22 protein-coding genes are annotated in these 23976 nt (G+C 75.2%); 8 read left to right on the top strand and 14 right to left on the bottom strand.

Annotated features, from left to right (window positions below):
* Window positions 1–13 precede the first annotated feature (13 nt).
* Window positions 14–628 carry a TetR/AcrR family transcriptional regulator gene (locus ZF1_RS19370; RefSeq protein WP_482637991.1) on the top strand — a complete coding sequence of 205 codons (615 nt, stop codon included), beginning with the start codon at window positions 14–16 and terminating at the stop codon, window positions 626–628.
* Here the strand turns inward: ZF1_RS19370 and ZF1_RS19365 are convergent.
* Entirely contained in the window at window positions 613–1305 is a 693-nt protein-coding gene (locus tag ZF1_RS19365; protein ID WP_482637990.1) for a DUF899 family protein, read from the bottom strand. The genes ZF1_RS19370 and ZF1_RS19365 overlap by 16 nt on opposite strands.
* 240 nt (window positions 1306–1545) lie before the next feature.
* Between ZF1_RS19365 and ZF1_RS19360 the strand changes: the two genes are divergently transcribed.
* Window positions 1546–3501: an ArnT family glycosyltransferase gene (locus tag ZF1_RS19360; protein ID WP_482638728.1), complete on the top strand. Its 1956-nt coding sequence runs from the start codon at window positions 1546–1548 to the stop codon at window positions 3499–3501.
* A 189-nt stretch (window positions 3502–3690) separates the two neighbouring features.
* Window positions 3691–4962 (top strand): hypothetical protein, encoded by a 1272-nt coding sequence (locus tag ZF1_RS19355; RefSeq protein ID WP_482637989.1) that lies wholly within the window; start codon window positions 3691–3693, stop codon window positions 4960–4962.
* A 265-nt stretch (window positions 4963–5227) separates the two neighbouring features.
* Here the strand turns inward: ZF1_RS19355 and ZF1_RS19350 are convergent, their stop codons facing one another.
* The 6 genes from ZF1_RS19350 to ZF1_RS19325 form a co-directional block, all read right to left on the bottom strand.
* Entirely contained in the window at window positions 5228–5677 is a 450-nt protein-coding gene (locus ZF1_RS19350; protein WP_060711293.1) for a VOC family protein, read from the bottom strand.
* Between the two features lie 9 nt (window positions 5678–5686).
* A complete protein-coding gene (locus ZF1_RS19345; protein WP_482637988.1) occupies window positions 5687–6892 on the bottom strand; it encodes a CoA transferase in 1206 nt (401 codons plus the stop codon).
* A gap of 35 nt (window positions 6893–6927) precedes the next feature.
* Entirely contained in the window at window positions 6928–7137 is a 210-nt protein-coding gene (locus tag ZF1_RS19340) for a hypothetical protein (RefSeq protein ID WP_062396439.1), read from the bottom strand.
* A 221-nt stretch (window positions 7138–7358) separates the two neighbouring features.
* Window positions 7359–7589: a hypothetical protein gene (locus ZF1_RS19335; RefSeq protein WP_337825823.1), complete on the bottom strand. Its 231-nt coding sequence runs from the start codon at window positions 7587–7589 to the stop codon at window positions 7359–7361.
* Complete coding sequence (locus ZF1_RS19330; protein ID WP_482637987.1) at window positions 7586–8848, bottom strand: S8 family serine peptidase; 1263 nt, start codon at window positions 8846–8848, stop codon at window positions 7586–7588. Before ZF1_RS19330 ends, ZF1_RS19335 begins: the two co-directional genes overlap by 4 nt.
* Window positions 8849–8936: 88 nt before the next feature.
* Window positions 8937–9620, bottom strand: coding sequence for an ANTAR domain-containing protein (locus ZF1_RS19325; RefSeq protein ID WP_482637986.1), 684 nt, complete (start codon window positions 9618–9620; stop codon window positions 8937–8939).
* A 350-nt stretch (window positions 9621–9970) separates the two neighbouring features.
* Here ZF1_RS19325 and ZF1_RS19320 point away from each other — a divergent pair, with 350 nt between their 5' ends.
* Window positions 9971–11596, top strand: a complete 1626-nt coding sequence (locus ZF1_RS19320; protein WP_482637985.1) for a long-chain fatty acid--CoA ligase — start codon at window positions 9971–9973, stop codon at window positions 11594–11596.
* Here the strand turns inward: ZF1_RS19320 and ZF1_RS19315 are convergent.
* Window positions 11581–13743: a WD40 repeat domain-containing protein gene (locus tag ZF1_RS19315; RefSeq protein WP_482637984.1), complete on the bottom strand. Its 2163-nt coding sequence runs from the start codon at window positions 13741–13743 to the stop codon at window positions 11581–11583. The two genes, ZF1_RS19320 and ZF1_RS19315, sit on opposite strands and share 16 nt — an antisense overlap.
* A gap of 168 nt (window positions 13744–13911) precedes the next feature.
* On the opposite strand from ZF1_RS19315, the gene ZF1_RS19310 reads away from it, so the two are divergent.
* From ZF1_RS19310 to ZF1_RS19295, 4 genes are all read left to right on the top strand, one after another.
* Window positions 13912–14187, top strand: a complete 276-nt coding sequence (locus ZF1_RS19310) for a hypothetical protein (RefSeq protein ID WP_346103426.1) — start codon at window positions 13912–13914, stop codon at window positions 14185–14187.
* A 67-nt stretch (window positions 14188–14254) separates the two neighbouring features.
* Window positions 14255–14884, top strand: coding sequence for a TetR/AcrR family transcriptional regulator (locus tag ZF1_RS19305; RefSeq protein WP_482637983.1), 630 nt, complete (start codon window positions 14255–14257; stop codon window positions 14882–14884).
* Window positions 14885–14968: 84 nt separating this feature from the next.
* The gene (locus ZF1_RS19300) at window positions 14969–15613 is read left to right on the top strand and encodes a TetR/AcrR family transcriptional regulator (protein WP_357440660.1); all 645 of its coding nucleotides are present in this window, start codon (window positions 14969–14971) and stop codon (window positions 15611–15613) included.
* Window positions 15610–17034: a DHA2 family efflux MFS transporter permease subunit gene (locus tag ZF1_RS19295; protein ID WP_482637982.1), complete on the top strand. Its 1425-nt coding sequence runs from the start codon at window positions 15610–15612 to the stop codon at window positions 17032–17034. Before ZF1_RS19300 ends, ZF1_RS19295 begins: the two co-directional genes overlap by 4 nt.
* Here ZF1_RS19295 and ZF1_RS19290 read toward each other — a convergent pair.
* The 6 genes from ZF1_RS19290 to ZF1_RS19265 all read right to left on the bottom strand — a co-directional run bounded on the left by ZF1_RS19290 (window position 17027) and on the right by ZF1_RS19265 (window position 23972).
* Complete coding sequence (locus ZF1_RS19290) at window positions 17027–17614, bottom strand: L,D-transpeptidase (RefSeq protein WP_482637981.1); 588 nt, start codon at window positions 17612–17614, stop codon at window positions 17027–17029. The two genes, ZF1_RS19295 and ZF1_RS19290, sit on opposite strands and share 8 nt — an antisense overlap.
* Before the next feature lie 115 nt (window positions 17615–17729).
* Window positions 17730–18122, bottom strand: coding sequence for an MOSC domain-containing protein (locus ZF1_RS19285; RefSeq protein ID WP_482637980.1), 393 nt, complete (start codon window positions 18120–18122; stop codon window positions 17730–17732).
* A gap of 41 nt (window positions 18123–18163) precedes the next feature.
* Window positions 18164–19984, bottom strand: a complete 1821-nt coding sequence (gene glmS / locus ZF1_RS19280; protein WP_482637979.1) for a glutamine--fructose-6-phosphate transaminase (isomerizing) — start codon at window positions 19982–19984, stop codon at window positions 18164–18166.
* Between the two features lie 21 nt (window positions 19985–20005).
* Window positions 20006–20263, bottom strand: a complete 258-nt coding sequence (locus ZF1_RS19275; RefSeq protein WP_083658930.1) for a hypothetical protein — start codon at window positions 20261–20263, stop codon at window positions 20006–20008.
* A gap of 62 nt (window positions 20264–20325) precedes the next feature.
* Window positions 20326–22212, bottom strand: coding sequence for a maleylacetate reductase and hydroxyquinol 1,2-dioxygenase domain-containing protein (locus ZF1_RS19270; protein WP_482637978.1), 1887 nt, complete (start codon window positions 22210–22212; stop codon window positions 20326–20328).
* Window positions 22209–23972, bottom strand: a complete 1764-nt coding sequence (locus ZF1_RS19265) for an FAD-dependent oxidoreductase (RefSeq protein ID WP_482637977.1) — start codon at window positions 23970–23972, stop codon at window positions 22209–22211. The genes ZF1_RS19270 and ZF1_RS19265 overlap by 4 nt, the downstream gene beginning before the upstream one ends.
* Between the last annotated feature and the right edge of the window lie 4 nt (window positions 23973–23976).

Here is a 23976-nt window from a genome sequence, read left to right as displayed (position 1 = left end):
CAGGATCGCCGCCGTGCCCCCGCCGTCGCGCCGCAGCGGACGTCCGCGCGACCCGGACGTCGACCGTCGCGCCCTCGCCGCCGCCCGCGAGGTCTACGGCGAGCGCGGCTGGTCCGGGCTGTCGCTGGAGGAGGTGGCCCGCCGGTCGTCGATCGGGAAGGGGTCGCTGTACCTGCGCTGGCCGACCCGGGCGGCGCTGCTCGTGGCGGCGGTGCGCGACCGGGCCCGCTTCGTCGCCGACATCGACACCGGCTCGCTGCGCGAGGACCTGGTGACCTTCGCCGAGCTGTGGACGGCGTTCGCCACGAGCGACGACGGCCGGCTGGTCGAGCGGCTGCTCGTCGACTCCCACCGGGTCCCGGAGATCGCGGGGGCGCTCGCCGACGACGCCTATCCCGAGCACGTCCGCGGCGCCCGGACGATGGTGCGTCGCGGCATCGAGCGCGGCGAGCTCCCGGCCGGGACGTCGGTGGCGCTGGTCGCGGACCTGGTCGCGGGGGCGGTGCGCAACCACGTCGCGACCACCCCCGCGCACCTCGCCGCCCGCGACGACGCCCGGGGTCACGCGGTGGCGGTCGTCGACACCGTCCTGGCCGGGGTACGGGCGCGGGCTCAGGCCTCGCCGTAGGCGGCGGCGATCTCCTGCGGCCCGGCCCACCGGCTGTAGGTGGGGCCCTGCGGCCAGCCCTCCGGCGAGTCCTGCCAGACCTCCTGGCGGCCGTAGGGCAGCACGTCGACCAGCGGGAACAGGTAGGACAGCTGCTCGGTGCCGCGGCCGTCGGTGTGCCAGGTGCGGAAGACGCGGTCGCCGTCGCGCAGGAACACGTTGACCGCGAAGCCGCCCCCGGGCGGGGCGCCGACGTCGGTGCCGAAGCTGCTGTGGGCCGTCGAGTACCAGGTCATGGTGTTGCCGACGCGACGCCGGTAGGCCAGCGCCTCGTCGATCGGGCCCTGGGTGACGATGACGAAGCGGGCGTCGAACTTCTCCAGACCGGCGAGCCGGGTGAACTGCGAGGTGAACCCCGTGCACCCGCCGCACTGCCAGTCGGCGCCGTCGTGCCACATGTGGCTGTAGACGATCAGCTGCGGGTGGCCGTCGAAGATCTCGGCGAGGCGGACGGGGCCGTCCTCTCCGCGCAGGACGTAGTCGGGCATCTCGACCATCGGCAGCCGGCGACGGGCGGCGGCGATGGCGTCGAGCTCGCGGGTGGCGGCCTTCTCACGGACGCGCAGCGCGGCGAGCTCGCGCTCCCAGGTGGCGGTGTCGACGACGGGGGGCAGGGCGGCGGTGATCGGCTCGGTCATGTGAGGCGTGACCGGCGTCGCGTCCGGAACTCATCGCTCACAGACCGCGCACAGGAACCGGACAGGAGTGCGACAGAGCCGCGGACGACGGTGGTCCGCGTACCTCCACGACTCGAGGAGACCCCCGTGAGCACCGCGACCCCGGTCCGACCGGGACGGCACCGCGACACCCCCGCCGCCGTCCGTCCCCCACCCGTCCCGCCCACCGGCTCCGGCCCGTCCGTCGCGCCGCCCGGGCGGGTGGCGCGGCTGCTCCGCGGGCCCCACGACGGCCCGCGCTGGGCGCGGCCGGGGCTGCTGGTACTGCTCGCCGCGACCGCCGTGCTCTACCTGTGGAACCTGTCGGCCTCGGGCCATGCCAACGACTTCTACGCCGCCGCGGTGCAGGCCGGGACGCAGTCGTGGAAGGCATGGCTGTTCGGGTCGCTGGACTCCGGGAACGCGATCACCGTCGACAAGCCGCCCGCGGCGCTGTGGGTGATGACGGCGTCGGCGCGGCTGTTCGGGTTCTCCTCGTGGAGCCTGCTCGTGCCGCAGGCGCTGATGGGTGTGGGCGCGGTGGCCCTGCTGCACGCGACGGTGCGGCGGTGGGCCGGGCCCGCCGCGGGGCTGCTCGCGGGTGCGGTGCTGGCGCTGACCCCGGCGGCGGTGCTGATGTTCCGGTTCGACAACCCGGACGCGCTGCTGACGCTGCTGCTGGTCGCCGCGGCCTGGGCCGGCTCGCGCGCCGTCGACGCCGCCTCGGTGCGGGCGTCCACCTGGTGGCTGGTCGCGGCCGGGTCGGCGGTCGGGTTCGCGTTCCTCACGAAGATGGGGCAGGCGCTGCTGGTCGTCCCGGCGCTCGGGCTGGTGTACCTGGTCGCCGGCTCGCCGCGGCTGCGGACCCGGATCGTGCAGATGGGCGCCGCGGTGGCGGGGATGGTCGTCTCCGCGGGGTGGTTCATCGCGCTGGTGGAGCTGTGGCCCGCGTCCGACCGGCCCTACATCGGAGGATCGACGACGAACTCGCTGCTCGAGCTCGCGCTGGGCTACAACGGCCTCGGCCGGCTGCTCGGCGGCACCGGCAACGGTGGCGGCCCCGGCGGGGGAGGCGGTGGTGGCAACACCGGCTTCGGCGGCGCGGCCGGTCCGTTGCGGCTGTTCACCGGTGAGCTCGCCTACGAGATCTCCTGGCTGCTGCCTGCCGCGCTGATCCTGCTCGTCGCGGGGCTGTGGGTCACCCGGCGGGCGCCGCGGACCGACCGGACCCGCGCGGCGCTGCTGCTGTGGGGTGGCTGGACGCTCGTCACGGCGGCGGTGTTCTCGATGATGAGCGGCACGATGCACCCGTACTACACGGTGGCGCTGGCCCCGGGGCTCGCCGGAGTGGTGGCCGTCGGCGGGGCGGCGCTGTGGCGGGAGCGGGGTGCCCGGTGGGCGCGGATCGTCGCCGCGACGACGGTGCTCGTCACCGGTGGCTGGGCGGTCGCGCTGCTGGTGGTGAGCGCGGAGTCGTTCTCCTGGCTGTGCCGGCCGGTCGGGGTGGTCACGGTGGTCGCGGCGGGGCTGATGCTCGCGCCCGGCCGGGGGCGAGCGGTGGTGCGGTCCGGTCTGGTCGCGGTGCTGGTGGCGGGGATGCTCGGGACCGGGGTGTACGCGGTGGCGACGGCGTCGACCGGGCACACCGGCAGCATCCCCTCGGTCGGGACGGTGTCGAGCTCGTTCGGCACCACCGCCGGTTCGTCCGGCGGTCCCGGCTCGGGCCCGGCCGGCCCGGGTGCGGCCGTCGGCGCGGACGGGTCCGGTGGTGCCGGGGCAACGCCCCCGGGGCAGGGCGGTGGCGGGCCCGGCTCCGGCGGTGCGACCTCGGTGGAGCTGACCTCACTGCTCGCCGCGACCCGGTCCTCGTCCGGGACGACCTGGGCGGCTGCGGTCGCCACCTCCCAGACCGCCGCGTCGCTGGAGCTGGCGAGTGGGACCGCGGTCATGTCGACCGGTGGGTGGGCCGGCAGCGACTCCGCCGTCACCCTCGCCGAGTTCCGGTCCTACGTGGAGCAGGGCCGGATCGCCTACTACGTGGCGGGCGGCCAGGGCGGCGGCCCCGGTGGGCAGAGCGACTCGACGAGCAGCCGGATCGCGACCTGGGTCGCCGAGCACTACACGGCGACGACCGTCGGCGGTCAGACCGTCTACGACCTGTCCGCCCCGACCTCCTGACCCGCTCGTCGCCACCTCGCGCACCCCATCGGATCGGTGGGGTGCGCGCGGCGTCGAGGTCAGGTCGGTGCACGCGGTGGGCGGTTCTGGTGCCGGACCGCAGTAGCGGTGTCCGGTCGGTGTCACGGTGACCACGATGCCGTCCGGTGCGCGGAAGACCTGCCACCCGGGTTGTTCGCGGACGTGGTTGTGGAACTCGCAGACCCCGCGCCCGTTGTCGAGTTCGGTGCGTCCGCCGTCGGCATCCCGATGGATGTGGTCGAGGTGGCGGACAGGTGCGTCGCAGTAGGGCTCGGTGCACCGGTTCTGTGCCCGGGCCTTCACGAGGGTGGCGAGCAGGCCGGTGAAAGTACGCCTCCGGGAGTCCCCGCCGATCACGATGCCCTGGTCGGTGAGCAGACGGCGCAGGGACTTGGCGCCCTCGGGGGTGGCGAGCAGGTCGGCCGGGACCGGTCCGAAGCCGGGGATCTCCGCGGGCAGCGGGGAGGTGGGGTCGAGCAGCGCCTGGACGGGGACGGTGACCTGGACTTCCAGGTTCACGGCGGTCGCGGTGGCCTGCCCGGTGACGCGTTCGACCAGGGTGTCGGCGAGGACCTGCCCACGGGTACGAGTCAGCGGTTCCGGAGCGACCTGGACCTCGACGAACGCTCTATGCAGCGCCGCCAGACATGCGGCGCCCTGTTCGACCGGGACATAGGCGGTCAGATAGCTCATCGCATCCGGTGCCGGGCGCAGTGTCACTCGGCGTTCGGCTTTCGCCGCGTGGACGCGGGCGCGGAAACGGTCGGGGGCGATCTCGGCGACCAGCCGCCGCGTCATCGCCCGCAGCCGGCCGATCCCGTACCGGGTCAGGTCACGCACGGCGGCGAGCCGGATATCGACCCGCGCCCGCTGAGATGTGTTGAGGTCGCGGCACTCGACGGCGATCGCGGTGACCTTGGCGGCGCTGAGCTGCCCGGTCTCATGGAGGCGCCGGACGTCGTCGAGCCCGGCGTGCAGGTCGCGGGCGTCGGCGACGCGGGTGCGGGCCTCGGTGGTGGAGACCCGGCAGGCGAGCTGGATCTGGGCGACGACGCTGCGGTGGAGCTTGTCGGGATCCAGGTCGGTCGGGCCGTTCTCCACGTGGGTGTGGGCGAAGGCCCGGATGCGCGTCGACTGCAGTGCGGCGAGCGAGGCCCGGAGCGACTCGATCTCCTGGATCTGGTCGATCAGCTCGGCTTCGGACAACGTGGAGGTGTCGGCGGCGAGGGCGTGGTCGAGGTGGAACCGGAGCAGGGTGAGGTCACCGATGGGAACCCACCTGCGAGCACGCCGGTGGCGTGGGCGGGTGGTTCCTGGGTGGCGGTCACACCATCGAGGATACTCGAACGTGTGTTCGATGACCAGTTTCCGTTCGCGATCGCGAATCCGTGGCCTGCGGTGATGCGGACCGCTCGCGACGGTGCCTCGTGGTGTGGGTGACTGCGCACCGTAAGGGGACAGTGCGATGCCGACCGGCTGCGTCGTGAGGTGACGCGAGAGGGACGGCCGCACCGGGTACCCGTCGTGACGGCGTTGCTGCCACCGGCAGGAGGTGGCGAGGACGGATCGCGCACGGCTCTGGGTACCGGTCCGGGTCGGGGTCCGGCGACCGCGCCGGGGGGGCGACGCGCGGACGAGTGCGGCCACCGGAGCGACGCCGCCACCCGGCCGACGTGACCCGGAACCGCGGAGCCCGACAGGGCCCTCAGCCCCACTTCTCCCGCACCGAGGTGAACACCTTCTGCCCGTACGAGAACTCCACGACGTTCCCGTCCGGATCGGTCAGCGCGCAGATGTACCCCACCGGCCCCGGCATCTGCCGCGGCTCCCAGTGCAGGCACCCCGCGTCCCGGGCGCGGTCGGCGGCGGCGTCGACGTCGTCGCGGGTCGGCACCTCGATCCCCAGGTGGGCGAAGGGGCGCAGCAACCCCAGCTCGCCACCCTGCTCGGCGTCGAACGACACCAGGACCAGCACCATCGGCGTCTCCACCTGACCGGCGTTGGACAGCCAGGCGCTCCGCCCGGCGTCGTCGGAGAAGCGTTCGACGACGGTGAGGGGTGTCATCGTCGTGTAGAAGTCGATGGCGGCGTCGAGGTCGCCGGTGGGCAGCGCGACGTGGGTCCACCGCGCCTCGGTCAGCTGTGCGTCGGTCACGGGGATTCTCTACCCGACGACGCCGCGGTCGTGCAGCCCGCCGATGGTGCGCTCGTCGAGACCGAGGACGTCGGCGAGTACCTCGTCGGTCTCCCGGCCCAGCTCGGGGGCGGCACCGGGGTCACCGTGGTCGGTGTCCCACCGGATCGGCGAGCGCGCGGTGATACCGGTGGCGCCACCGGGGAGCGCCAGATCGGTGAGCAGCGGGTGCCCTCCGGCGCGGTGCTCGGCGACGACGTGGGTCATCCCCTGGTAGCGGCCCCACAGCACGCGGGCCCGGTTCAGCTCGGACTCCACGGTCGCCGAGTCGCGCGCGGCGAACCACGGCCGCAGCACCGCCGCGATCGTCTCGCGCAGCCGGTAGCGCTCGGTCTCCGAGGTCAGGTCGGCGTCGAGGGCGGGCTCCAGTGCGGCGAACACGTCACCGGTCCCGGTGACCGACACCAGGGCGTTCCACTGCGCCGGGGTCAGCGCGACGACCATCACCCGGTTCCCGTCGGAGCAGGCGAAGTCGACGCCGAAGCTGCCGTAGACGTGGTTGCCGTGCCGTGGCCGCTCGTGCCCGCGCTCGTCGGCCTCGGAGAGCCAGCCCAGGTTCGCGACGCCGGCCAGCGCCACGTCGGACAGCGCGATCTCGGAGTACACCCCGGCGCCGGTGCGGGAGCGCTGGTACACCCCGGCGAGCACGGCCGTCGCGACCGACATGCCGGTGACCAGGTCCCACGCGGGCAGTACGTGGTTGACCGGGGCCGCGCCCTCCTCGCTGCCGGTGATCTGCGGGATCCCGACCTCGGCGTTGACGGTGTAGTCGACGGCGGGTCGGCCGTCCGGGTAGCCCTGCACGCGCACGTGCACCAGGTCCGGGCGACGCGCGACGAGCGCGTCGTTGGCCATCCAGCGGCGGCCCACGACGTTGTCGACGAGGACACCGCGGTCCGGGCCCGGCGCCGTCGCCAGGCCCAGGACGAGCTCGCGGCCCTCGTCGGAGCGCAGGTCGATGCTGATCGACCGCTTGCCCTTGTTCAGCGAGGCCCAGTAGTAGGAGTCGCCGGTGCCGTGCCCGGCGGCGGGCCAGCGACCGTGGTCGGGGCCGCCCCCGAGCGGGTCGATGCGGATGACAGAGGCCCCGAGCTGCGCGAGCGTCATGCCACCGGTGGGACCGGCGACGAAACTCGCGCACTCGACGACGTGCAGACCGGACAGCGGACGCGACATGGCGACCATCCTGCCCGGCGACGGGGCCGGACGGATCAGAGGTGTTCGATCAGCCGCTGACGGGCCAGGCGCTCGACCATCTCGGGGAGCGCTGCGGCGGAGACGACGTCGAGGTCGCGGCGGGAGCCGCGCACGACGTGGTCGACGAGGTCGGGGGAGAAACGACCGGCGAACTCGGCGGTGAGCCGGTCGACGGCGCCCCGGACGGTGGGGTCGGTGACGGGTGGGTGGACGGAGGCCTGCACAGGAATGGTCGTTTCGGTCGAGGTGGTGTCCGGTACGCGGCGGAGTGCCGCGCCGCGCGGGATCGCGCGGTGCCGGTACGGGGTCGGTGGCACCGGCCGTGGCCGGGGCGCCGGGTGGGCGCCTCCCGGGGACGGTCCGGGCGGTTCGTCGCGGCCGGCGTGTCACCGGGCGCGATCGACTGGCACCACCGTATCGGACATACGGGCTGCGCGTCGACCGATTACGCGGGCCCCGGCTGATCGCGGTCGAGGTGGACCTCGCGGTCCGGCTCGACCGCGGCGACCCCGGTGACCACCCGCAGGGCGTCCGGGTCGTCGCACGTCCCGACGACCACCCCGACCCCCGTGAGCACCTTCTCCACCTGCAGCCCGGCGGCCGCGCAGGCCCGCGCGACGTCGTCGGCGACGTGCCCGTCGGCCACCGACACCAGCAGCCTCCCGGTCGTGCTCATCGGCCCGGGGCCCGGACGAGTCCCGCGCCGACGTCGCCCGAGGGCAGCGCCAGCCGCTGGGCGGCCTGCGTGAGCTGGGTCCACAGGTCGCGCCCGCGGGCCCCGGTGCGCTGCGACCACAGCGCCGCGATCCCGGAGACGTGCGGGGTGGCCATCGAGGTGCCCGAGATCGTGTTGGTGCGCTGGGGCATCGGCCACGACGAGTAGACGTCCACACCGGGGCCGGCGATGTCGACCTGCCCGCCCTCGACCGCGGAGCTGGCCGCGGAGAAGTCGGCGATGGCCAGCGCGGCGTCCACCGCGGCGACCGCCATGATCGACGGGCTGTTCGCCGGGACACCGACGAAACCGACGTTCCCGGCCGAGCGCTCGGCGTTGTTGCCGGCCGCGGCGACGATCAGGGTGCCCGCGTCCAGCGCGCGCCGCCCGGCGTTCTCGTAGGCGGCGGAGACCTCGTCGAGGTCCGCGCCCAGCGACATCGAGACGACCTGCGCGCCGGAGGAGATCGCCCACTCGATGCCCTCGAGGATGCCGGCGTCGGTGCCGGAGCCGTCGTCACCGAGCACCTTGCCGACCAGGATCCTCGCCTCGTGGGCGATGCCGTAGCGGCGTCCCGAACCGGGGGCGAGCGGCCCGCAGGAGGTGCCGATGCAGTGCGTGCCGTGCCCCTGCACGTCGGCGACCTCCTGGCCGTCGACGAACGAGCGCGACTCGATCTGCCGCCCGGCGAAGTCGGGGTGGCCGAGGTCGAGGCCGGTGTCGAGGACGGCGACGGTGATCCCGGCGCCGGTCTCGGCGGCGACGTCCGCGCCGGTGGCCTGCAGTCCCCAGGTGACCTGGTCGTTGTCGGCGAACCGGGCCGCGGCGGGCGCGTCGGTCTCCGACGCGGCGGCGCGCTCGGCCAGGAAGCCCGCCGCGTCGGCGAACCCGCGCAGGTAGTCGGCGCTCAGCCCGGGCCCGGACAGGGCGCGCAGCACGCGTTCGGGCTCCACCGACAGCACCCGGCGGTCGGCCCGCACAGTGCGCAGCCGGGCCGGGTCCAGCTCGGCGACGGCGACGCCGAGCCGGGCGAACAGCGTCGGGTGGGCCCCCGGGGTGTCGTCGCGGCTGCTGGTCACCTCGGACAGGCCGGTCAGCTCCGCCACCGCCGAGCGTGCCGTGTCGTGGTCGGCCACCAGGTCATCGCTGAGCACCAGCAGGTACCGGCCGGTCAGCGTGCCTGCGGTCCGGCCCGGGACGGCCGCGTGCGGCTCCACCATGTCGCCTCCGTCGATCGACTCGTGACCACCCATCGTGCCCCAGTGATCGCGCTCCGGCACGGTCTGCGGGCGAACGGGTGGTGACGACTCAGGGCCGCTGCCCGACCGTGTCCGCCAGCAGCGCCTCGGCGACCACGTGCAGCTTCCGGTTCGTCTCGTGCGAGAGCCGGCGCAGCAGGGTGAACGCCTCGTCGGCGGAGCAGCCGCGCTGGGCCATGAGGGCCCCCTTCGCCTGCTCGATGCTGACGTGCCGGGCGAAGCGGGCCCGCAGGTGGCTGTTCTCGGTGTCCAGGGCACGGGCCAGTGCCGCGGCGGGGAGGTCGCTGCCGTCGGCGCCGGGGCTGATCAACCCGGTGACGTCCTCGACGTGGTGCAGCACCCCGACGACCCGCCCGTCCGGGGCGGTCAGCGGGGAGTTCACCGTGACCCACACCCGTTCGACGAAGCCGGGCGTGCCCGTCGCCGCGGGCACGTCGTGACGCTGCACCGGCAGGTGGTCGCGCAGCCCGAGGCGCAGCACCCGCGACAGCGACGCCGTCAGCCTGGCGACGCCGTCGGCGCCGGGCCGGTGCGGGTCGTCCGGCAGCGCGGCCGTCAGCGGTCTGCCGACCAGCTCGCCGGACGCGCGCAGGGTCGCCGCACAGAAGGCCGCGTTCGCCCCCACGACCGTGAGCTCCCCGTCGACGACCAGGTACGGGGAGCGCGTGGCACGGAACACGGGATCGTCGCAGCAGGCGCGCAGGATCTGCGCGTCCGAGGGCCCGGAAAGCATCTGACCTCCGCCGCGCCGGAACGCGACGGTTCGGCGGGTGCCGCGGCGAGCGGCACCGGAGACCTGGCCCGGCGCGTCCGGCAGATGATGTCTGCGGAAACGGTTCCCGGGGTGGACCCCGGGATGCCGGGCCGGTTGCTTGACCCTGCGTACTCGCGTCCGGAACCTGACGGTTCGCGGACGTCGGGAAGAACGTTAGGACAATGCGTCATCCCTGCTGACAGCGGGTGTCCGATTACTCCGGACGCCGCGTTCGCGACCCCCGGATGCAGTGACCGGATAGTCCAATCCATATCTCGAGTTACGGTAGGGTCGGGCCGACCCCACCCCGGAAGCCCCCAGGAGCAACGATGCTCGGTCTGATGCAGGACCGTCCCCTGACGCTGCCGCACGTCTTCCACCGTGCCGAGCAGTACTTCGGACACAAGGAGATCGTCACCGCCACCCCGGCGGGGACGGTCCGCACCACCACGGTCGCCGAGTGGGCCGTACGCACCCGCCGGCTGGCCACCGTGCTCGACACCCTCGGCGTCTCCGCCGACGGCCGGGTCGGGACGTTCTGCTGGAACACCGACCGGCACCTGGAGCTGTACCTGGCGGTGCCGTGCACCGGCCGGGTCCTGCACACGCTCAACCTGCGGCTGTTCCCCGACCAGCTCGTCTACGTGGCCGACCACGCCGAGGACGAGGTCGTGTTCGTCGAGCGCTCCCTGCTCGGCCTGTTCTGGCCGCACGTGGACCGGATGACCGCGGTGCGCCACGTCGTCGTCATCGACGACGGCGCGCCCACCGAGATCCCCGACGACCCGCGCATCCGGCTCCACGAGGAGCTCCTGGCCGCGGCCGAGCCGTTCGCGGGCCGGTTCGTGGTGGAGGACGAGAACACCGCCGCCGCCATGTGCTACACCTCCGGCACCACCGGCAACCCCAAGGGCGTCGTCTACTCGCACCGCTCGACGCTGCTGCACTCGCTCGCGACCCTGTTCGCCGACGGCGTCGGGCTCTGCGAGCGCGACGTGGTCCTGCCGGTCGTCCCGATGTTCCACGCCAACGCCTGGGGCCTGCCCTACGGCTGCCTGCTCGCCGGCACCTCGCTGGTGCTGCCCGGGCCCGGCATGACCCCGGACGCGGTCCTGACACTGATCCAGGACCACCGGGTCACCGTCGCCGCGGGCGTCCCGACGATCTGGATGGGCCTGCTGCCCAGGCTCGGCGAGTACGACTGCTCGTCGCTGCGGGTCCTGCTCTGCGGCGGCTCGGCGGTGCCGAAGTCGATGTCGGAGGGCTTCCGCACCGCGATCGGCCTGCCGGTCCTGCAGGGATGGGGGATGACCGAGACCTCGCCGGTGGCGACCCTGGGCGTGCTGCGCTCCCAGCACGACGACCTGTCCGACGACGACAAGGCCACCGTGCGCGCCCTGCAGGGCCCCCCGGTCCCGCTCGTCGACCTGCGCATCGCCGACCCCGAGACCGGTGCCGAGCAGCCCTGGGACGGCACCACCAGCGGTGAGGTGCAGGTGGCGGGCCCGTGGATCGCCTCGGAGTACTACCGCGGCGAGGGCGGCGGCACGCAGTTCACCTCCGACGGCTGGCTGCGCACCGGCGACGTCGCCGTCGTCGACGGCTCGGGCTACGTCAAGCTCGTCGACCGCACCAAGGACCTGGTCAAGTCCGGTGGTGAGTGGATCAGCTCGGTGGAGCTGGAGAACGAGATCATGGCGCACCCGAAGGTCGCCGAGGCCGCGGTCATCGCGATCCCGCACGAGCGCTGGGTGGAGCGCCCGATGGCCTGCGTCGTGGTGAAGGACGGCGAGATCCTCACCGCCGACGAGCTCCTCGCCTTCCTCACCGACCGGGTCGCCAAGTGGTGGCTCCCCGACGCCGTCGAGTTCATCGACGAGGTGCCCAAGACGAGCGTCGGCAAGTTCTCCAAGAAGACCCTGCGGGAGAAGTTCGAGGGCTACTCGCTGAGCTGAGCGGCCGCCTCGCGGTCCGTGGTCCCGGTGCGTGGCGCCGGGACCACGGCCGCGCCGCCCTGCTCGGGGATGACACCGTCCGGGACGGCCGCGGCGGCCCCGGCGAGCAGGTCGAGGCAGTGCACCTCGCCGCACCCGTCGCCGACGACCACCGTCCCGCCCCCCACCGCGACCGCGGTCAGCGGCGCGTCCAGCGGCACCCGGCCGAGCGCCGTCGCCGAGGTCAGGTCCCACAGCACCGCCGTGCCGTCCGAGCCCGCGGTCACCGCGCGGCACCGGCCCGCACCGGCGGCCGCGGTCAGGTGCGCCGCGTCGGCGCGCACCGTCGTCACCGCGGCCGACCCGGCCCGCCAGACGTGCACCCGGCCGTCGGCGTCGCAGACCACGCCGTGGCAGCCGTCGTCGTCGACGGCGACGGCGGTGACCAGCCCGGCCGGCAGCGCCACCGTGACCACCTCCGCCGCGGCGGGCCGCCAGCAGGCCAGCAGGCCGTCCGCGGCGAGCAGCACCGTCGCCCCGCCGGGGGTCGGCGCGGCCACCCGCGGTGCCGACGGCAGCCGGGTGGTGCGGAAGGCCCGCCCGCTGCGCGCGTCGCGCACGGCGACCGTGCCGTCCGGCTCACCGGTCACGACCAGCGCGCCCCGCCCGGCCAGCACACGGCCGGGCAGCGACACCGCGCCGGCCCGCACCCCGGTCGTCGCGTAGTGCTCCTCGACGGTCGCGGTCCCGGTGACGGCGAACATCCTCGTCCCGGACGGGTCGAACCACAGCGGGCCCGCACCGGCCGGGACGCTCCAGCGACGCGCGCCGGTGGCCGGATCGTGCGCGAGCAGCCCGTCGGAGCGCCGACCGGCCGAGACGACCAGGCCCGTGCTCGCGGCGACCGCACCGACCGCGGGGGAGACCCCGGTGTGCCCGCCGGCACCCGGCCGGGCCCGTGCCGAGTCCCAGACCAGGACGCGGCCGTGGTCGTCCCCGGTCGCGACGACGGTGCCCGCGGCGTCGGCGGTGACCGCCCGCACCGCGGCGCCGTGCCCGGCGAGCTCGGCGACCGGGCCGGGTCCGGTGGTCGGGACGAGCTGCACGGTCCCGTCCACCCGCCCGACGACGACCCGGCCCGCACCGGCGCACGCGGCCGCGGTGACCGCGACGCCGTCGCCGGGGACGTCGAGCCGCACCGCGTCCTGTGGCACCCCGTCGACCAGCGCGAACACGTGCAGCGCACCGTCGGCGGTGGCCGCGAGCAGCTGCCCCGCGGTCGGCACCACCACGGCGACCACGGCTGGCCCGCCCTCCAGCAGCCCCAGCGGGGCCCCGGTGGCCGGGTCCCAGGACCGCAGCGTGCCGTCCACCCCGCCGGACACGACGGTGCCCTGGCCGGTCGCGGTCAGTGCAGTCACCGGGCCGGCGTGCCCGCGGGCGACCGAGACGGCCGCGCCGCTGGTCACGTCCCACACCCGCACCGCGCCGTCGGCGCCGCCCGCGACCACCCGGGTCGGGGCGGTCCCGGTCACCGCGAGCGCGGTCACCGGGCCGGGCCGCCCGGCCAGGGTCGTGACCTCGGCGCCGCGGGCCGGGCCGTCGGTGGCCAGCACCCGCACCTCGGGGTCGTCACCGGCGAGGGCGACCAGGCCGCCGTCGGGGGACAGGGCGACCGTCCGGGCGTGGACCGCGGAGGCCGGGGGCCGCGGACCGCCGGGCCCGGCGAGCGGGTCCGGGACCGCGTGCCCGGTCCCGGCGTCCCAGGCACCGCTCTCACCGGAGGCGTCGAGCGACAGCAACAGGCCGTCCGGTCCGGCGAGCAGCGCGACGACCGCGTCCCCGTGGCCCTCCAGGACCCGGCTCAGCGCGGCCGACGGCGGCCGGGTGCGCCAGCGGGTGGTCAGCGCGGGGACGCCCTGGGCGGTGAGCCGGGCCCGGGCGGCCCCGGCCAGCGCGGCCTCCCCGGCCAGGACGGCCCCGGCGAGCAGGTGCTGGGCGACCGGCGCGGTGCCGGAGCGGCGCAGGTGGTGCGCCTCGAGGTCCAGGACGCGGCGCAGCGCCTCGGGTGTCACCCCGTCCGGCGCGACGCCCGGGTGCTCCCCGTACGGCGGTTCGCCGGCGGCGATGCGCCGTTCCAGCCCGTCCCAGAACGTCTCGGCGGCCATGCGTGTGAGCCCTCCCCGGGGTCGCGTTCGGTTACCTGTCGTGGCCCCGCGCCCCATCGTTAACGCGGGAGGGGGTGTCGCCACCCGAACCGGCGGTGACCGGCGGCGAGCCCTCGGTGACCGGCGCGCGGCCCGTGGGTGTCGGGGGCAGGGGCTACCGTCCGTCCCGTGCCCGCCACCACTCGTGCCGTCCTCTCGCTCGCCGAGATCGCGGTGTTCGCGCCGCTGGTCATCGCGCGTCGCACCGCCCGGATGCTCACCTCGGGCTTCCCGCCCCCGGCGCGTGAGGTCCGCGAGTTCCACCGGATGTGGGCCGAGAAGGTCGACGGGTTCTCCCGGGCCGCGGTCGTCCTGGTCACCTCGAAGCCGGGGCCGGAGACCCTCGAGCGGGCGCTGGAGCCGATCCGCACCCGGGTGCGGGCCAACGCCCGCCGTCTAGGCTGACCGCCCGGCGAGCACTCGGGGGTGCGGTGTGACGGAGGGGACGGCGGTCCGGCGCGGACGGCGGCCGATGAGCGACCGTCGCCGCACCCGGCAGCGCCTGGAGATCTCCCGGGCCGCGATCCGGCTGTTCCGCGAGAACGGCGTCGCCGCGACCGGCGGGGAGCAGATCGCCGAGGCGGTCGGGCTGTCGGCGCGCACGTTCTGGCGCTGGTTCCGCACGAAGGAGAGCTGCGTCGAGCCGGTGCTGAGCCTGGCCACCGACGCGTTCACCGCGAGCCTGACCCGCTGGCCCGCGGGCGTCGGGCTGACCGAGCATCTCGCCGCGGACTACGCCGAGCACCCCGACGCGGGCCCGGACGACGGCGACCTCGTGCTCGCCGTGATCCGGATGAGCCGCGACGAGCCCGCGCTGCGCGCGATCTGGCTGGTCGTGCAGGAGCGGGCCGAGCCGGTCCTCGCCGGGATCCTCGCCGGCCGGTTCGGCCGTGATCCCGGCGACGTCGCCGTGCGGGTGCAGGCCGCCGCGCTCAACGGGGCGCTGCGGGTCGCGACCGAGGACATCGCCGCCGCCACCGCCGACGGGCGCCGTCCACCGGCCGCGCAGCTGCGCGAGCGGCTGTCGGCGGCCGTCGACGCCGCGACCCACGGCGTCGACGGCGAACGCGCGGCCGGTCAGGGTCCGACGCGCACCGCGTAGGTCTGGCAGACCCTGCCGAAAGGCACTGCGAGACGAGCGTCTCGTGGTCGGCCCCGGCCGGTCTCATTACTGTCAGGCAGTGACATGAAGACACTCGACGACATCAGACGCGGGCGGGCGCCGATGAGCGACCGCCGGCGCGAGTTGCAGCGCCTCGAGATCTCCCGTGCGGCTGTGGCGCTGTTCCGGGAGCACGGCGTGCACGCCACCAGCGGCGAGCGGATCGCCGAGGAGGTCGGGCTGTCCGGCCGGACGCTGTGGCGCTGGTTCCGCACCAAGGAGAGCTGCGTGGAGCCGCTCCTCGCCCGCAGCATCGACGCCGTCGTCGCGACGCTGCGGCGCTGGCCGGCGGGGGTGGGCCTCGACGAGCACCTGCTCGCCGAGTACCGCCCGCCGGATGACCCGGTCGACGCCGCCGACGCCGACGCCGCGATGGCCGTCATCGCGCTGTCGCGCACCGAGCCCGGGCTGCGGGCGGTGTGGCTGGCGGTGCACGAGCGGGCCGAGCCGGTGCTCGCCGAGGTGATCGCGGCCCGCGCCGGCCGCGAACCCGGCGACCTGGACGTCCGGGTGCACGCCGCCGCCGTCGCCGCCGCCCTGCGGATCAGCGGCGAGGACCTCGCCGTCGAGCTCGCCGCGGGCGTCCGGTGCGCCGACCCCGTCGACCGACTCGGCCGCGCCCTGCGCGCGGCCACCACGACCCTTCCCCGGGCAGGAGATCCCGCGTGACCACCACCCCGTCCCGTACCGAACCGGTACCGGCGAACCGGACCGGACCGCTGATCGCCGTCCTCGTCGGCGCCGCGTTCGTGATGATCCTCAACGAGACCGTGCTGAGCGTCGCGCTGCGTGACCTGAGCGTCGACCTCGGTGTCCCCGCCACCACCACCCAGTGGCTGACCAGCGGCTTCCTGCTGACGATGGCCGTGGTCATCCCCACCACCGGCTACCTGCTCGACCGCTTCACCCCGCGGCAGGTCTTCCTCACCTCGCTCGGGCTGTTCACCGCGGGGACCGCGATCGCCGGCTTCGCGCCCGGGTTCGCGGTGCTGCTCGTCGGCCGCATCGTGCAGGCCGGCGGCACGGCGATGATGATCCCGCTGCTGATGACCACGATCCTGCGTCTGGTGCCCGCGGAGCGCCGCGGCGCGACGATGGGCACGATCACGATCGTCATCGCGGTCGCGCCCGCGATCGGACCGACGATCGGCGGCGCGATCCTGTCCGGTCTGGGCTGGCGCTGGATGTTCTGGCTGGTCCTGCCGCTGGCCGTGCTCGCCACGGCGGCCGGCGCTCGGTGGCTGCGCATCGACGGCGGCGGCCGCCCGGTCCCGCTCGACGTGGTCTCGGTGCTGCTGTCCGCCGTCGGGTTCGGCGGCCTGGTCTACGGGCTGTCCTCGCTGGGCGGCCACGGCGGCGGGGGGCTCCCGCCGTGGGCGCCGGTCGTCGTCGGGCTGATCGCGCTGGCGGTGTTCGTGCTGCGCCAGCTGCGGCTGATGCGCTCCGACCGCGCGCTGCTGGACCTGCGCCCGTTCCGGCGCCGCCAGTTCGTCGTGGCGCTGGTGCTCACCGCGCTGGTGCTGCTGTCGCTGATCGGCGTCGCCGCGGTGCTGCTGCCGCTCTACCTGCAGACCGTGCTCGGGACGAGCACGCTGGTCTCCGGGCTCGTGGTGCTGCCCGGCGGGTTGCTGCTCGGCCTGCTCGGCCGCCCGGTCGGCGCGCTGTTCGACCGCGTCGGCGCCCGCCCGCTGGTGATCCCCGGTGCGGTGCTGATGGCGACCGGTCTGCTGCTGTTCTCCACCCTCGGCCCCGGCACCCCGCTCGGCGTGGTCGTGGGCTTCCACCTGGTCCTGATGGGCGGCCTCGCGCTGATGATGACGCCGCTGATGACCGAGGCGCTGGGCTCGCTGCCCGACGAGCTGTACTCCCACGGCAGCGCGATCCTGTCCACGCTGCAGCAGGTCGCGGGCGCGTTGGGGACGGCCCTGTTCGTCACCGTCGCCGCGCTGGGCTCCGCCGCCACCGGGGCCTCCCCGGACGCGGCCGGGCTGCACGCCGCGTTCGCCGTCGCGGGCGGGGTCGGTGTGCTGGCCGTCCTGCTGTCGCTGCTGGTCCGCCGCCGGACCGTGGCGGAGGCGCCGGTCAGCTGAGAGCGGCGCGGTGCTCGCGCTCGGTGGCGGCGCGGAGCACCTGCACCTTGTCCCCGACCCGGAGCCCGGCGAAGAACTCCTCCGCCGGCTCCGGGTCGAGCTTGACGCAGCCCGCCGACGCCCGGTCCCGGTCGCCGCCGTGGAACGCGACCCCGCCGTCGGCGAAGAACACCGACCACGGCATCGGGGCGGGCTCACCGTCGGGTGTCTCGAACTCGCCGCTGCGGTGGTCGGCGGACGTGCGGTACACCCGGAACGAGTGTCCGACCGGGGTCTCCTGGCCCGCCCCGCCGGACGCGACCGGGACCGGACCGTAGGACACGGTGCCGTCGGTGATCAGCCAGGCCCGCTGCGAGTCCAGGTCCACGCACGCCCGTGCCGACACCGAGCACGGCGTGCCGGGCACCGGTGACTCGGCGTGCGTCTGTCGCGCGACCTGGCTGCTCTCGCCCTCGGCGACGTCCGAGGCGGCGGTCGCGCCGGCGTCGGCCGCGGCGACCCCGGCGCTCGCGACCCCGGCCAGGACGACCAGCCCCGCCATCGTCGCCGCCGTCCTCCGGCGCCTGATCGGTTCCGTCACCGGTGCTCCCCGCTCGTCGACGTCCGTCCCCCTCTCCAACGCACGGACGGGGCTCCCGTGACGGTCCGCCCACATCGGTGTGTCACCGACGGGTGACGGCCGGTGACCGGACGGGTCACGTCCCGTCGGGCATGTGCACCGGGTCGCCGACGGCGATCGCGCCGGAGGTCAGCACCCGGCAGACCGCGCCGCCGCGGTCGTGCAGCGCGCGGCGCGCCCCCGGCCCGACGGCGGTCTCCATCACCCGGCACGGTGCGGCCTTCCGCACCACCTCCAGCTCGACGTCGCCGAGCCGCAGCAGGGTGCCGGGCGTCGTCGGGACGGTGCCGTGGTCGACGGTGACGGTGCGCCGGGTGCCGCCCGAGGGCACCGGGGCGCCGAGCGCGTCGGCCGCGGCGTCGAGCTCGTCGCGGCTCTGCACCGAGACGTGCCGGTGCCGGGTGCCGAAGTACCGGTCGCCGACGACACCGCTGCCCGCGACCACCTCGACCCGCTCGACGTCGTGCATCGGCGCACCCCGCCCCGCGGCCACGTGCAGCCCGAGGACCCTCACTCCACCGTCACCGACTTCGCGAGGTTCCGCGGCCGGTCCACGTCGCGTCCGAGCGCGACGGCGGCGTGCCGGGCCAGCAGCTGCAGGGGGATCCCGAGCAGGACCGGGGCCAGCTCCGGCTCGGTGCGCGGCACCCGCAGCACGGCGTCGGCGAGCCCGGCGGGCAGCTCGGCGTCGGTCACCGCGATCACCGGCCCGCCCCGGGCCCGGATCTGCTCGATCGTGCCGACGTTCTTCGCGAGCAGCTCGTCGTCGGGCACCACGACGACGCTGGGCATGTCCGGGGTGACCAGCGCCAGCGGGCCGTGCTTGAGCTCCGAGGCGGGGTAGGCCTCGGCGTGGCAGTAGGAGATCTCCTTGAGCTTCTGCGCGCCCTCCCGCGCGACCGGGCTGCACCGGGTGCGCCCGACGAAGAACATCGACGACGCGTGCGCCCAGCGCTGCGCGACCGCGGCGACCGTGCCGTGGGCGGCGTCCTCGGCGAGCACGGCCTCGACGTGGCGGGGCAGCGCCGCCAGGCCGTCGAGGAGCCGCCTGCCGTCGGCCACCGAGAGGTCGCGCACCCGGCCCAGCAGCACCGCGAGCATCGCGAACGACACGCTCATCGTGGTGACGGCCTTGGTCGAGGCGACCGACACCTCCGGCCCGGAATGCAGGAACACCCCCGCGCCACACTCGCGGGAGATCGCCGAGCCGATCACGTTCACCGCGCCGATCACCCGGCCGCCCTTGCGGCGCAGCTCCTGCACCGCGGCGAGGGTGTCCGCGGTCTCGCCGGACTGGCTGACCGCGACGTAGAGGCAGTCCGGGTCGACGACCGGGTTGCGGTGGCGGAACTCGCCGGCCGGTTCGGCCGTCGCCGGGATCCGGGCCAGCTGCTCGACCAGCCCGGCGCCGATCTCCCCGGCGTAGTAGGCCGACCCACAGCCCAGGAACAGCACCCGGCGGACCCCGCGCAGCTCGCGCGGGTCCATCCCCAGGCCGCCCAGGCGGGCGGTGGCGAACCGGGTGTCGAGCCGCCCGGCCAGCGCGCGGCGCAGGGCGTCGGGCTGCTCGGCGATCTCCTTGGCCAGGAAGTCCGGGTGGCCGCCGAGCGCGTAGTCCTCGGAACCGGTGTCGACGGTGGTCGGGCTGATGCGGGTCGAGCCCTCGATGCCGTCGGCGCGCACGGTGACGATCTCGCCGTCGTCGAGGAATACGACCTTCCGGGTGTGCCGCACCACCGCGGCCAGGTCCGAGGCGACGACCATCTCGCCGTCGCCGATCCCGAGCACGATCGGGCTGCCGTTGCGCGCGACGACGATCTCGTCGGGGGTGCGGGCGTCGAGCACCGCGAGGCCGTAGGTGCCCTCGACGCCGGCGAGCGCCGTGCGCACCGCGTCGGCGAGGGTCGCGGCCCCGCCGGCGAGGGCCTCGGCGACCAGGTGCGCGAGCGCCTCGGAGTCGGTGTCGCTGCGCAGCACGACCCCACGGGCGGTGAGCGCGGCACGCAGCGCCTCGGCGTTCTCGACGATGCCGTTGTGCACGATCGCGACCCGTCCGGACGCGTCGGTGTGCGGGTGCGCGTTGGCCTCGCTCGGCTCGCCGTGGGTGGCCCACCGGGTGTGTGCGACGCCCGACCGGCCCGGTGGAGGGGCGTCACCCAGCAGCGTGCGCAGGTCCTCCACCCGCCCGGCGGTGCGCCGCACCGTCACCTTCCGACGGTGCGCCACGGCCAGGCCCGCCGAGTCGTAGCCCCGGTACTCCAGCCGGGACAGCCCGTCGAGCAGCACGCCCGCCGCCTCCCGCGGCCCCACATAACCCACGATCCCGCACATGCACGTTCCCCCGTCGTCCGCTCAGCCGTAGACGATCCGGCGCAGCCGCCGCTGGGAGACGTCACCAGGGCCGACCACCCGCGCGGCGAGCTCGGCCGCGATCCGCGGCCAGATCTCGTCGTTGCGCCGGTCGCGGGCCTGCAGCTCGCGGTGCCGGCGGCGGACGAACTCCTCGGTGGTCTCGCCGAAGTAGGCGACGACGTCGGCGACCACGCGGGCCGCCACCGGCTCGGCGAGCCCGGTGGTGGCGGCCACGTGCCGCACGAGATCCGGATCCACGCCGCCGATCCTGACCGGCCATGGGGCGGAGGGCCAGGAATCTGCCCGGAATCGGGCAGGAATCAGCGATCGCGGGCGATCCGGAAGGTGAACTCCAGCAGCCGCCACTCCCCGTCGGGCTCGAGGCCGTCGGGCATCGGGCCGCTGCGCGGCGCGAAGTCCACGACCAGGTCCTCCTTCACACCGAACACCGTGTCCGAGTCGAGGTGCTCCCCACCGGCGACGAACAGCTGCGTGATCAGCTGCCGGTGCCCCGGCGCCTGGATGAGGAAATGCAGGTGCGGCGCCCGGAAGGGGTGCCGTCCGGTGGCGTGCAGCATCTCCCCGACCGGTCCGTCGGCCGGGATCGGGTAGGCGGCGGGCAGGATCGAGCGGAACCGCAGCCGGCCCGCGTCGTCGGTGCGGAACCGGCCGCGCAGGACGGGGCCCTCGGTCTCGGGCAGCTGCAGGTCGTAGAAGCCGTCCTCGTCGGACTGCCAGATGTCGACGACCGCCCCGGCGACCGGCTCGTCACCGGTGTCGGTGACGACCACGTCCACCCACAGCGGGGTGCCCTTCTTCCCCGCGGAGACGTCGGTTCCCTGGTCCAGCTCCGGCGGGCCGTCGGTGTAGAACGGCCCGAGCACGGCCGAGGACGTGGTGTCCGGGGTGCGGGAGTTGGTCAGCACGTCCACCACACTGGACAGTCCGAGGGTGTCCGAGAGCAGCACGAACTCCTGGCGCCGCTCGTCGGTGAGGTGCCCGGTCCGGGTGAGGAAGTCGATCGCGGCCTGCCACTCGTCCTGGGTCAGGTCGTGCTCGCGCGCGTAGCCGTGCAGGGTGGCCGCGAGCGCGGCCAGCAGGGTGCGGAGCCGCTCGTCGGGCCCGCCGAACGACGCGGTGACCTGCGCGGTCAGCGCGTCCAGGGTGGCGCGCACCGGGTCGCCCGGCCGCTCCCCGGCCCAGGCCCGCCCGAGCAGGGCGCGCACGCCGTCGCGGGTCACCGGCACCGGGTTCGGGTACGGCCGCGCGACGGCCTGGTCGGCGAGCCGGTCCAGGTCGGCCTCGTCGACGCCCAGCCCGGCCAGCGACGTCGGCCCGCCGGCGGCGACGAGCAGGTCGAACACCGTCCCGGCCGGGTCCGGTCCGAGCGCCTCGGCGATCCGCGGTGCGGCGGCGGCGTTGTGGGCGATCACGTGCGGCAGCAGCACCGCGTGGGTCGGGGCGTGCGGCAGGTCCAGGGAGCCGCCGACGGTGTGGGCGAGCTTGTGCTGCAGCGCCATGCCGGCCCGGTCCAGGCAGGTCCCGGCCAGCCATGCCCCGCGCAGCAGCGCGTCGGTGTCGCCGTCGCGCAGCCCCGCGGTGAGCAGCCGCACCGACTCCAGGGCGGCGGCGTCGGTCAGCGGGTCGCGGTCGGTGCTCCACAGCGCCTCGACGGCGTGTGCCAGCGCGTTCACCGCGCTCGGCACCCCCACCCGCGACGGCAGGTCGGCGACGAGCGTCGTGTCGTAGACGACGGTCTCCGGCCGGATCGCCGGGTCGGTCCGGGTGGTCTTCACCCCCGGCGTGTCCACCCCCAGCTCGCCGAGCACCGCGGTGCACTCCGAGCCCGAGTACGTCGTGGGGACGACGACCTGGTCCGCACCGGTCCGCACCGCGAGCGCCTTGGACAGCCCGATCTGCGAGCCGCCCCCGATCGCGACGACGCAGTCCGCCCCGGCCGCGGTGAACGCCGCCAGCGCCTCGTCGGTCACCGTCACCGGGGTGTGCACGGCGGCCCGGTCGAACTGTCCGGCGAGCAGCGACCCGAGCGCGGCCCGCGCCCGGTCCGCCGCGCCCGCGGGGTGGCGGCCGCCGACGAGGAACACCCGCGACCGGCCGAGCCGCGTCACCTCCGCGGCGAGGTCGTCGAGCGTGCCGGGGCCGAACACCACCCGCGCGGGGGAGGGGTCGTGGACGAAGCCGGTCATGCGGTCACCTCCGGGGTCCGGTCCAGGATGCTCCCCAGCACCTCGCGCAGCGCGGCCGCCGGGTCGGCGACGAGCGCGTCGCTGCGCCAGGCGACGTGGGCGTCCGGGCGGACGAGGACGCAGCCGTCCTCGCCGACCTCGCGCAGCCGGGCCCAGTCGTCGTAGAGGTCGGTGTGCTCGCGGCCCGGGCCGACCACGTGCGCGGCCAGGTCGATCCCCAGCTCGGCGGCGACGGTGTCCGCGGCCGTGGCCCAGGCACCGCCCGCGATGCCGGTGAGCAGGGCGAACCGGCCCTTGCCGGTGATGTCGTGGGTGGAGACCCGGTGCCCGTCGCGACCCAGCCAGCAGTGCGGCAGCCGGTGCCCGGGCCGGGTGGTCGGCCGGTAGAACAGCTCCGGATCCCGCCCGGGCGGCGGCTCGGGCGTGCCGTCGGCGACGACGCCGGGGCCGGTGTAGGCCTGGCCCATCTCGACGCCGTGCGCGTTGAACTCGTAGTCCTTGGCCTCCAGCGCCGCCCGCAGCTCGGCGCGCCGCCGGGCCCCGGTGGGGGAGTCGTCGGCGCGGGCCGCCATCGAGGCGCGCATGGCCTCGGGATCGGCGCCCGGGGTGAGCCCGAGCGCGGTGAAGATGGGGCCGAACTCCTCCACCGAGCGGTTGGCGCGACGCACGATCTGCTCGCCGACGGGGGCGCGCTCGGCGTCGTAGGAGTCCAGCAGCCCCGGCCCGGCGGTGCCGCGCAGCACCATCGCGAGCTTCCAGCACAGGTTGTAGGAGTCCTGGATCGAGGTGTTGGAGCCCAGCCCGTTCGACGGCGGGTGGCGGTGCACGGCGTCACCGGCGCAGAACACCCGGCCCGACCGGTAGCGGGTGGCCCACTGCTCGTTGACCGTCCACACCGAGGTCGAGCGGATCGTCACCGGCACGGAGTCGTCACCGATCAGGTCGTGGACGATCGCCGTAGCCGCGGCGTCGTCGAGCTCCGGCGGGGGACCGGCGAGGTCGTAGCCCCAGATCGCCATCCAGCGGGTCCACGGCCGCACCATGCGCAGCACGCCCATCCCGATGCCGCCGACGTCGGCACCGGGCTGCAGCACCCAGTACAGGACACTCGGCCGGTGCTCGACCAGCGCGGTGAGGTCGGCGTCGAAGACGATGTTCATGCTGCCCGCGAGCTCGCCGCGGCCGTCGAAGGGCAGGCCCGCGTCCCGGGCGACGGCGCTGCGCCCACCGTCGGAGCCGATCACGTAGCGGGCCCGGATCGTCAGCTCCGCCCCGGTGAGCCGGTCGCGCGCGGTGACGGTGACGCCGTCGTCGTCCTGGACGTGATGGCTGTACTCGGTGTCGAAGCGGACCCGGCTGCCGCGCTCGGCGGCGCGGCCCACCAGGATCGGCTCGAGGATGTTCTGGGGCAGGTCGCAGTGCGACGACGGGCTGGCCAGGGTGTAGTCGGCGCGTCGCGCGGGGTGGGTGCCCCAGGTCCGGACCCGGCCGAGCTCGTCGCCGGCGAGCGCGGTGCAGAACACCGTCTCGCCCATGAGGTGCGACGGCGTCCCCTCGGCGACGACGTCGGCCTCCACCCCCTGGTCGCGCAGGATCTCGACGGTGCGCTGGTTGGTGATGTGCGCTCGCGGGGTGTCGGCGGTCCACCGGTACTTGGTGATCACGAGGTGGTCCACGCCGAGACCGGCGAGGAACAGGGCGGCCGAGGAGCCCGCGGGCCCGCTGCCGATCACGAGGACGTCCGTCGTCACGGTGCTCACCGGC

The sequence above is a fragment of the Pseudonocardia sp. ZF1 genome (genome assembly GCF_056835605.1).
Note: the sequence above shows the minus strand (reverse complement) of the source record. Positions and strands in the feature narration are given on the sequence as shown.

Bases quoted from the DNA above. Each gene is read 5' to 3' on its own strand.
- ZF1_RS19320 (WP_482637985.1), top strand. From the start codon at position 9,971: ATGCTCGGTCTGATGCAGGACCGTCCCCTGACGCTGCCGCACGTCTTC.
- ZF1_RS19330 (WP_482637987.1), bottom strand. From the start codon at position 8,848: ATGGTGGAGCCGCACGCGGCCGTCCCGGGCCGGACCGCAGGCACGCTG.
- ZF1_RS19335 (WP_337825823.1), bottom strand. From the start codon at position 7,589: ATGAGCACGACCGGGAGGCTGCTGGTGTCGGTGGCCGACGGGCACGTC.
- ZF1_RS19345 (WP_482637988.1), bottom strand. From the start codon at position 6,892: ATGTCGCGTCCGCTGTCCGGTCTGCACGTCGTCGAGTGCGCGAGTTTC.
- ZF1_RS19315 (WP_482637984.1), bottom strand. From the start codon at position 13,743: ATGGCCGCCGAGACGTTCTGGGACGGGCTGGAACGGCGCATCGCCGCC.
- glmS (WP_482637979.1), bottom strand. From the start codon at position 19,984: ATGTGCGGGATCGTGGGTTATGTGGGGCCGCGGGAGGCGGCGGGCGTG.
- ZF1_RS19325 (WP_482637986.1), bottom strand. From the start codon at position 9,620: ATGCTTTCCGGGCCCTCGGACGCGCAGATCCTGCGCGCCTGCTGCGAC.
- ZF1_RS19270 (WP_482637978.1), bottom strand. From the start codon at position 22,212: ATGACCGGCTTCGTCCACGACCCCTCCCCCGCGCGGGTGGTGTTCGGC.
- ZF1_RS19365 (WP_482637990.1), bottom strand. From the start codon at position 1,305: ATGACCGAGCCGATCACCGCCGCCCTGCCCCCCGTCGTCGACACCGCC.
- ZF1_RS19300 (WP_357440660.1), top strand. From the start codon at position 14,969: ATGAAGACACTCGACGACATCAGACGCGGGCGGGCGCCGATGAGCGAC.
- ZF1_RS19285 (WP_482637980.1), bottom strand. From the start codon at position 18,122: ATGCACGACGTCGAGCGGGTCGAGGTGGTCGCGGGCAGCGGTGTCGTC.
- ZF1_RS19305 (WP_482637983.1), top strand. From the start codon at position 14,255: ATGAGCGACCGTCGCCGCACCCGGCAGCGCCTGGAGATCTCCCGGGCC.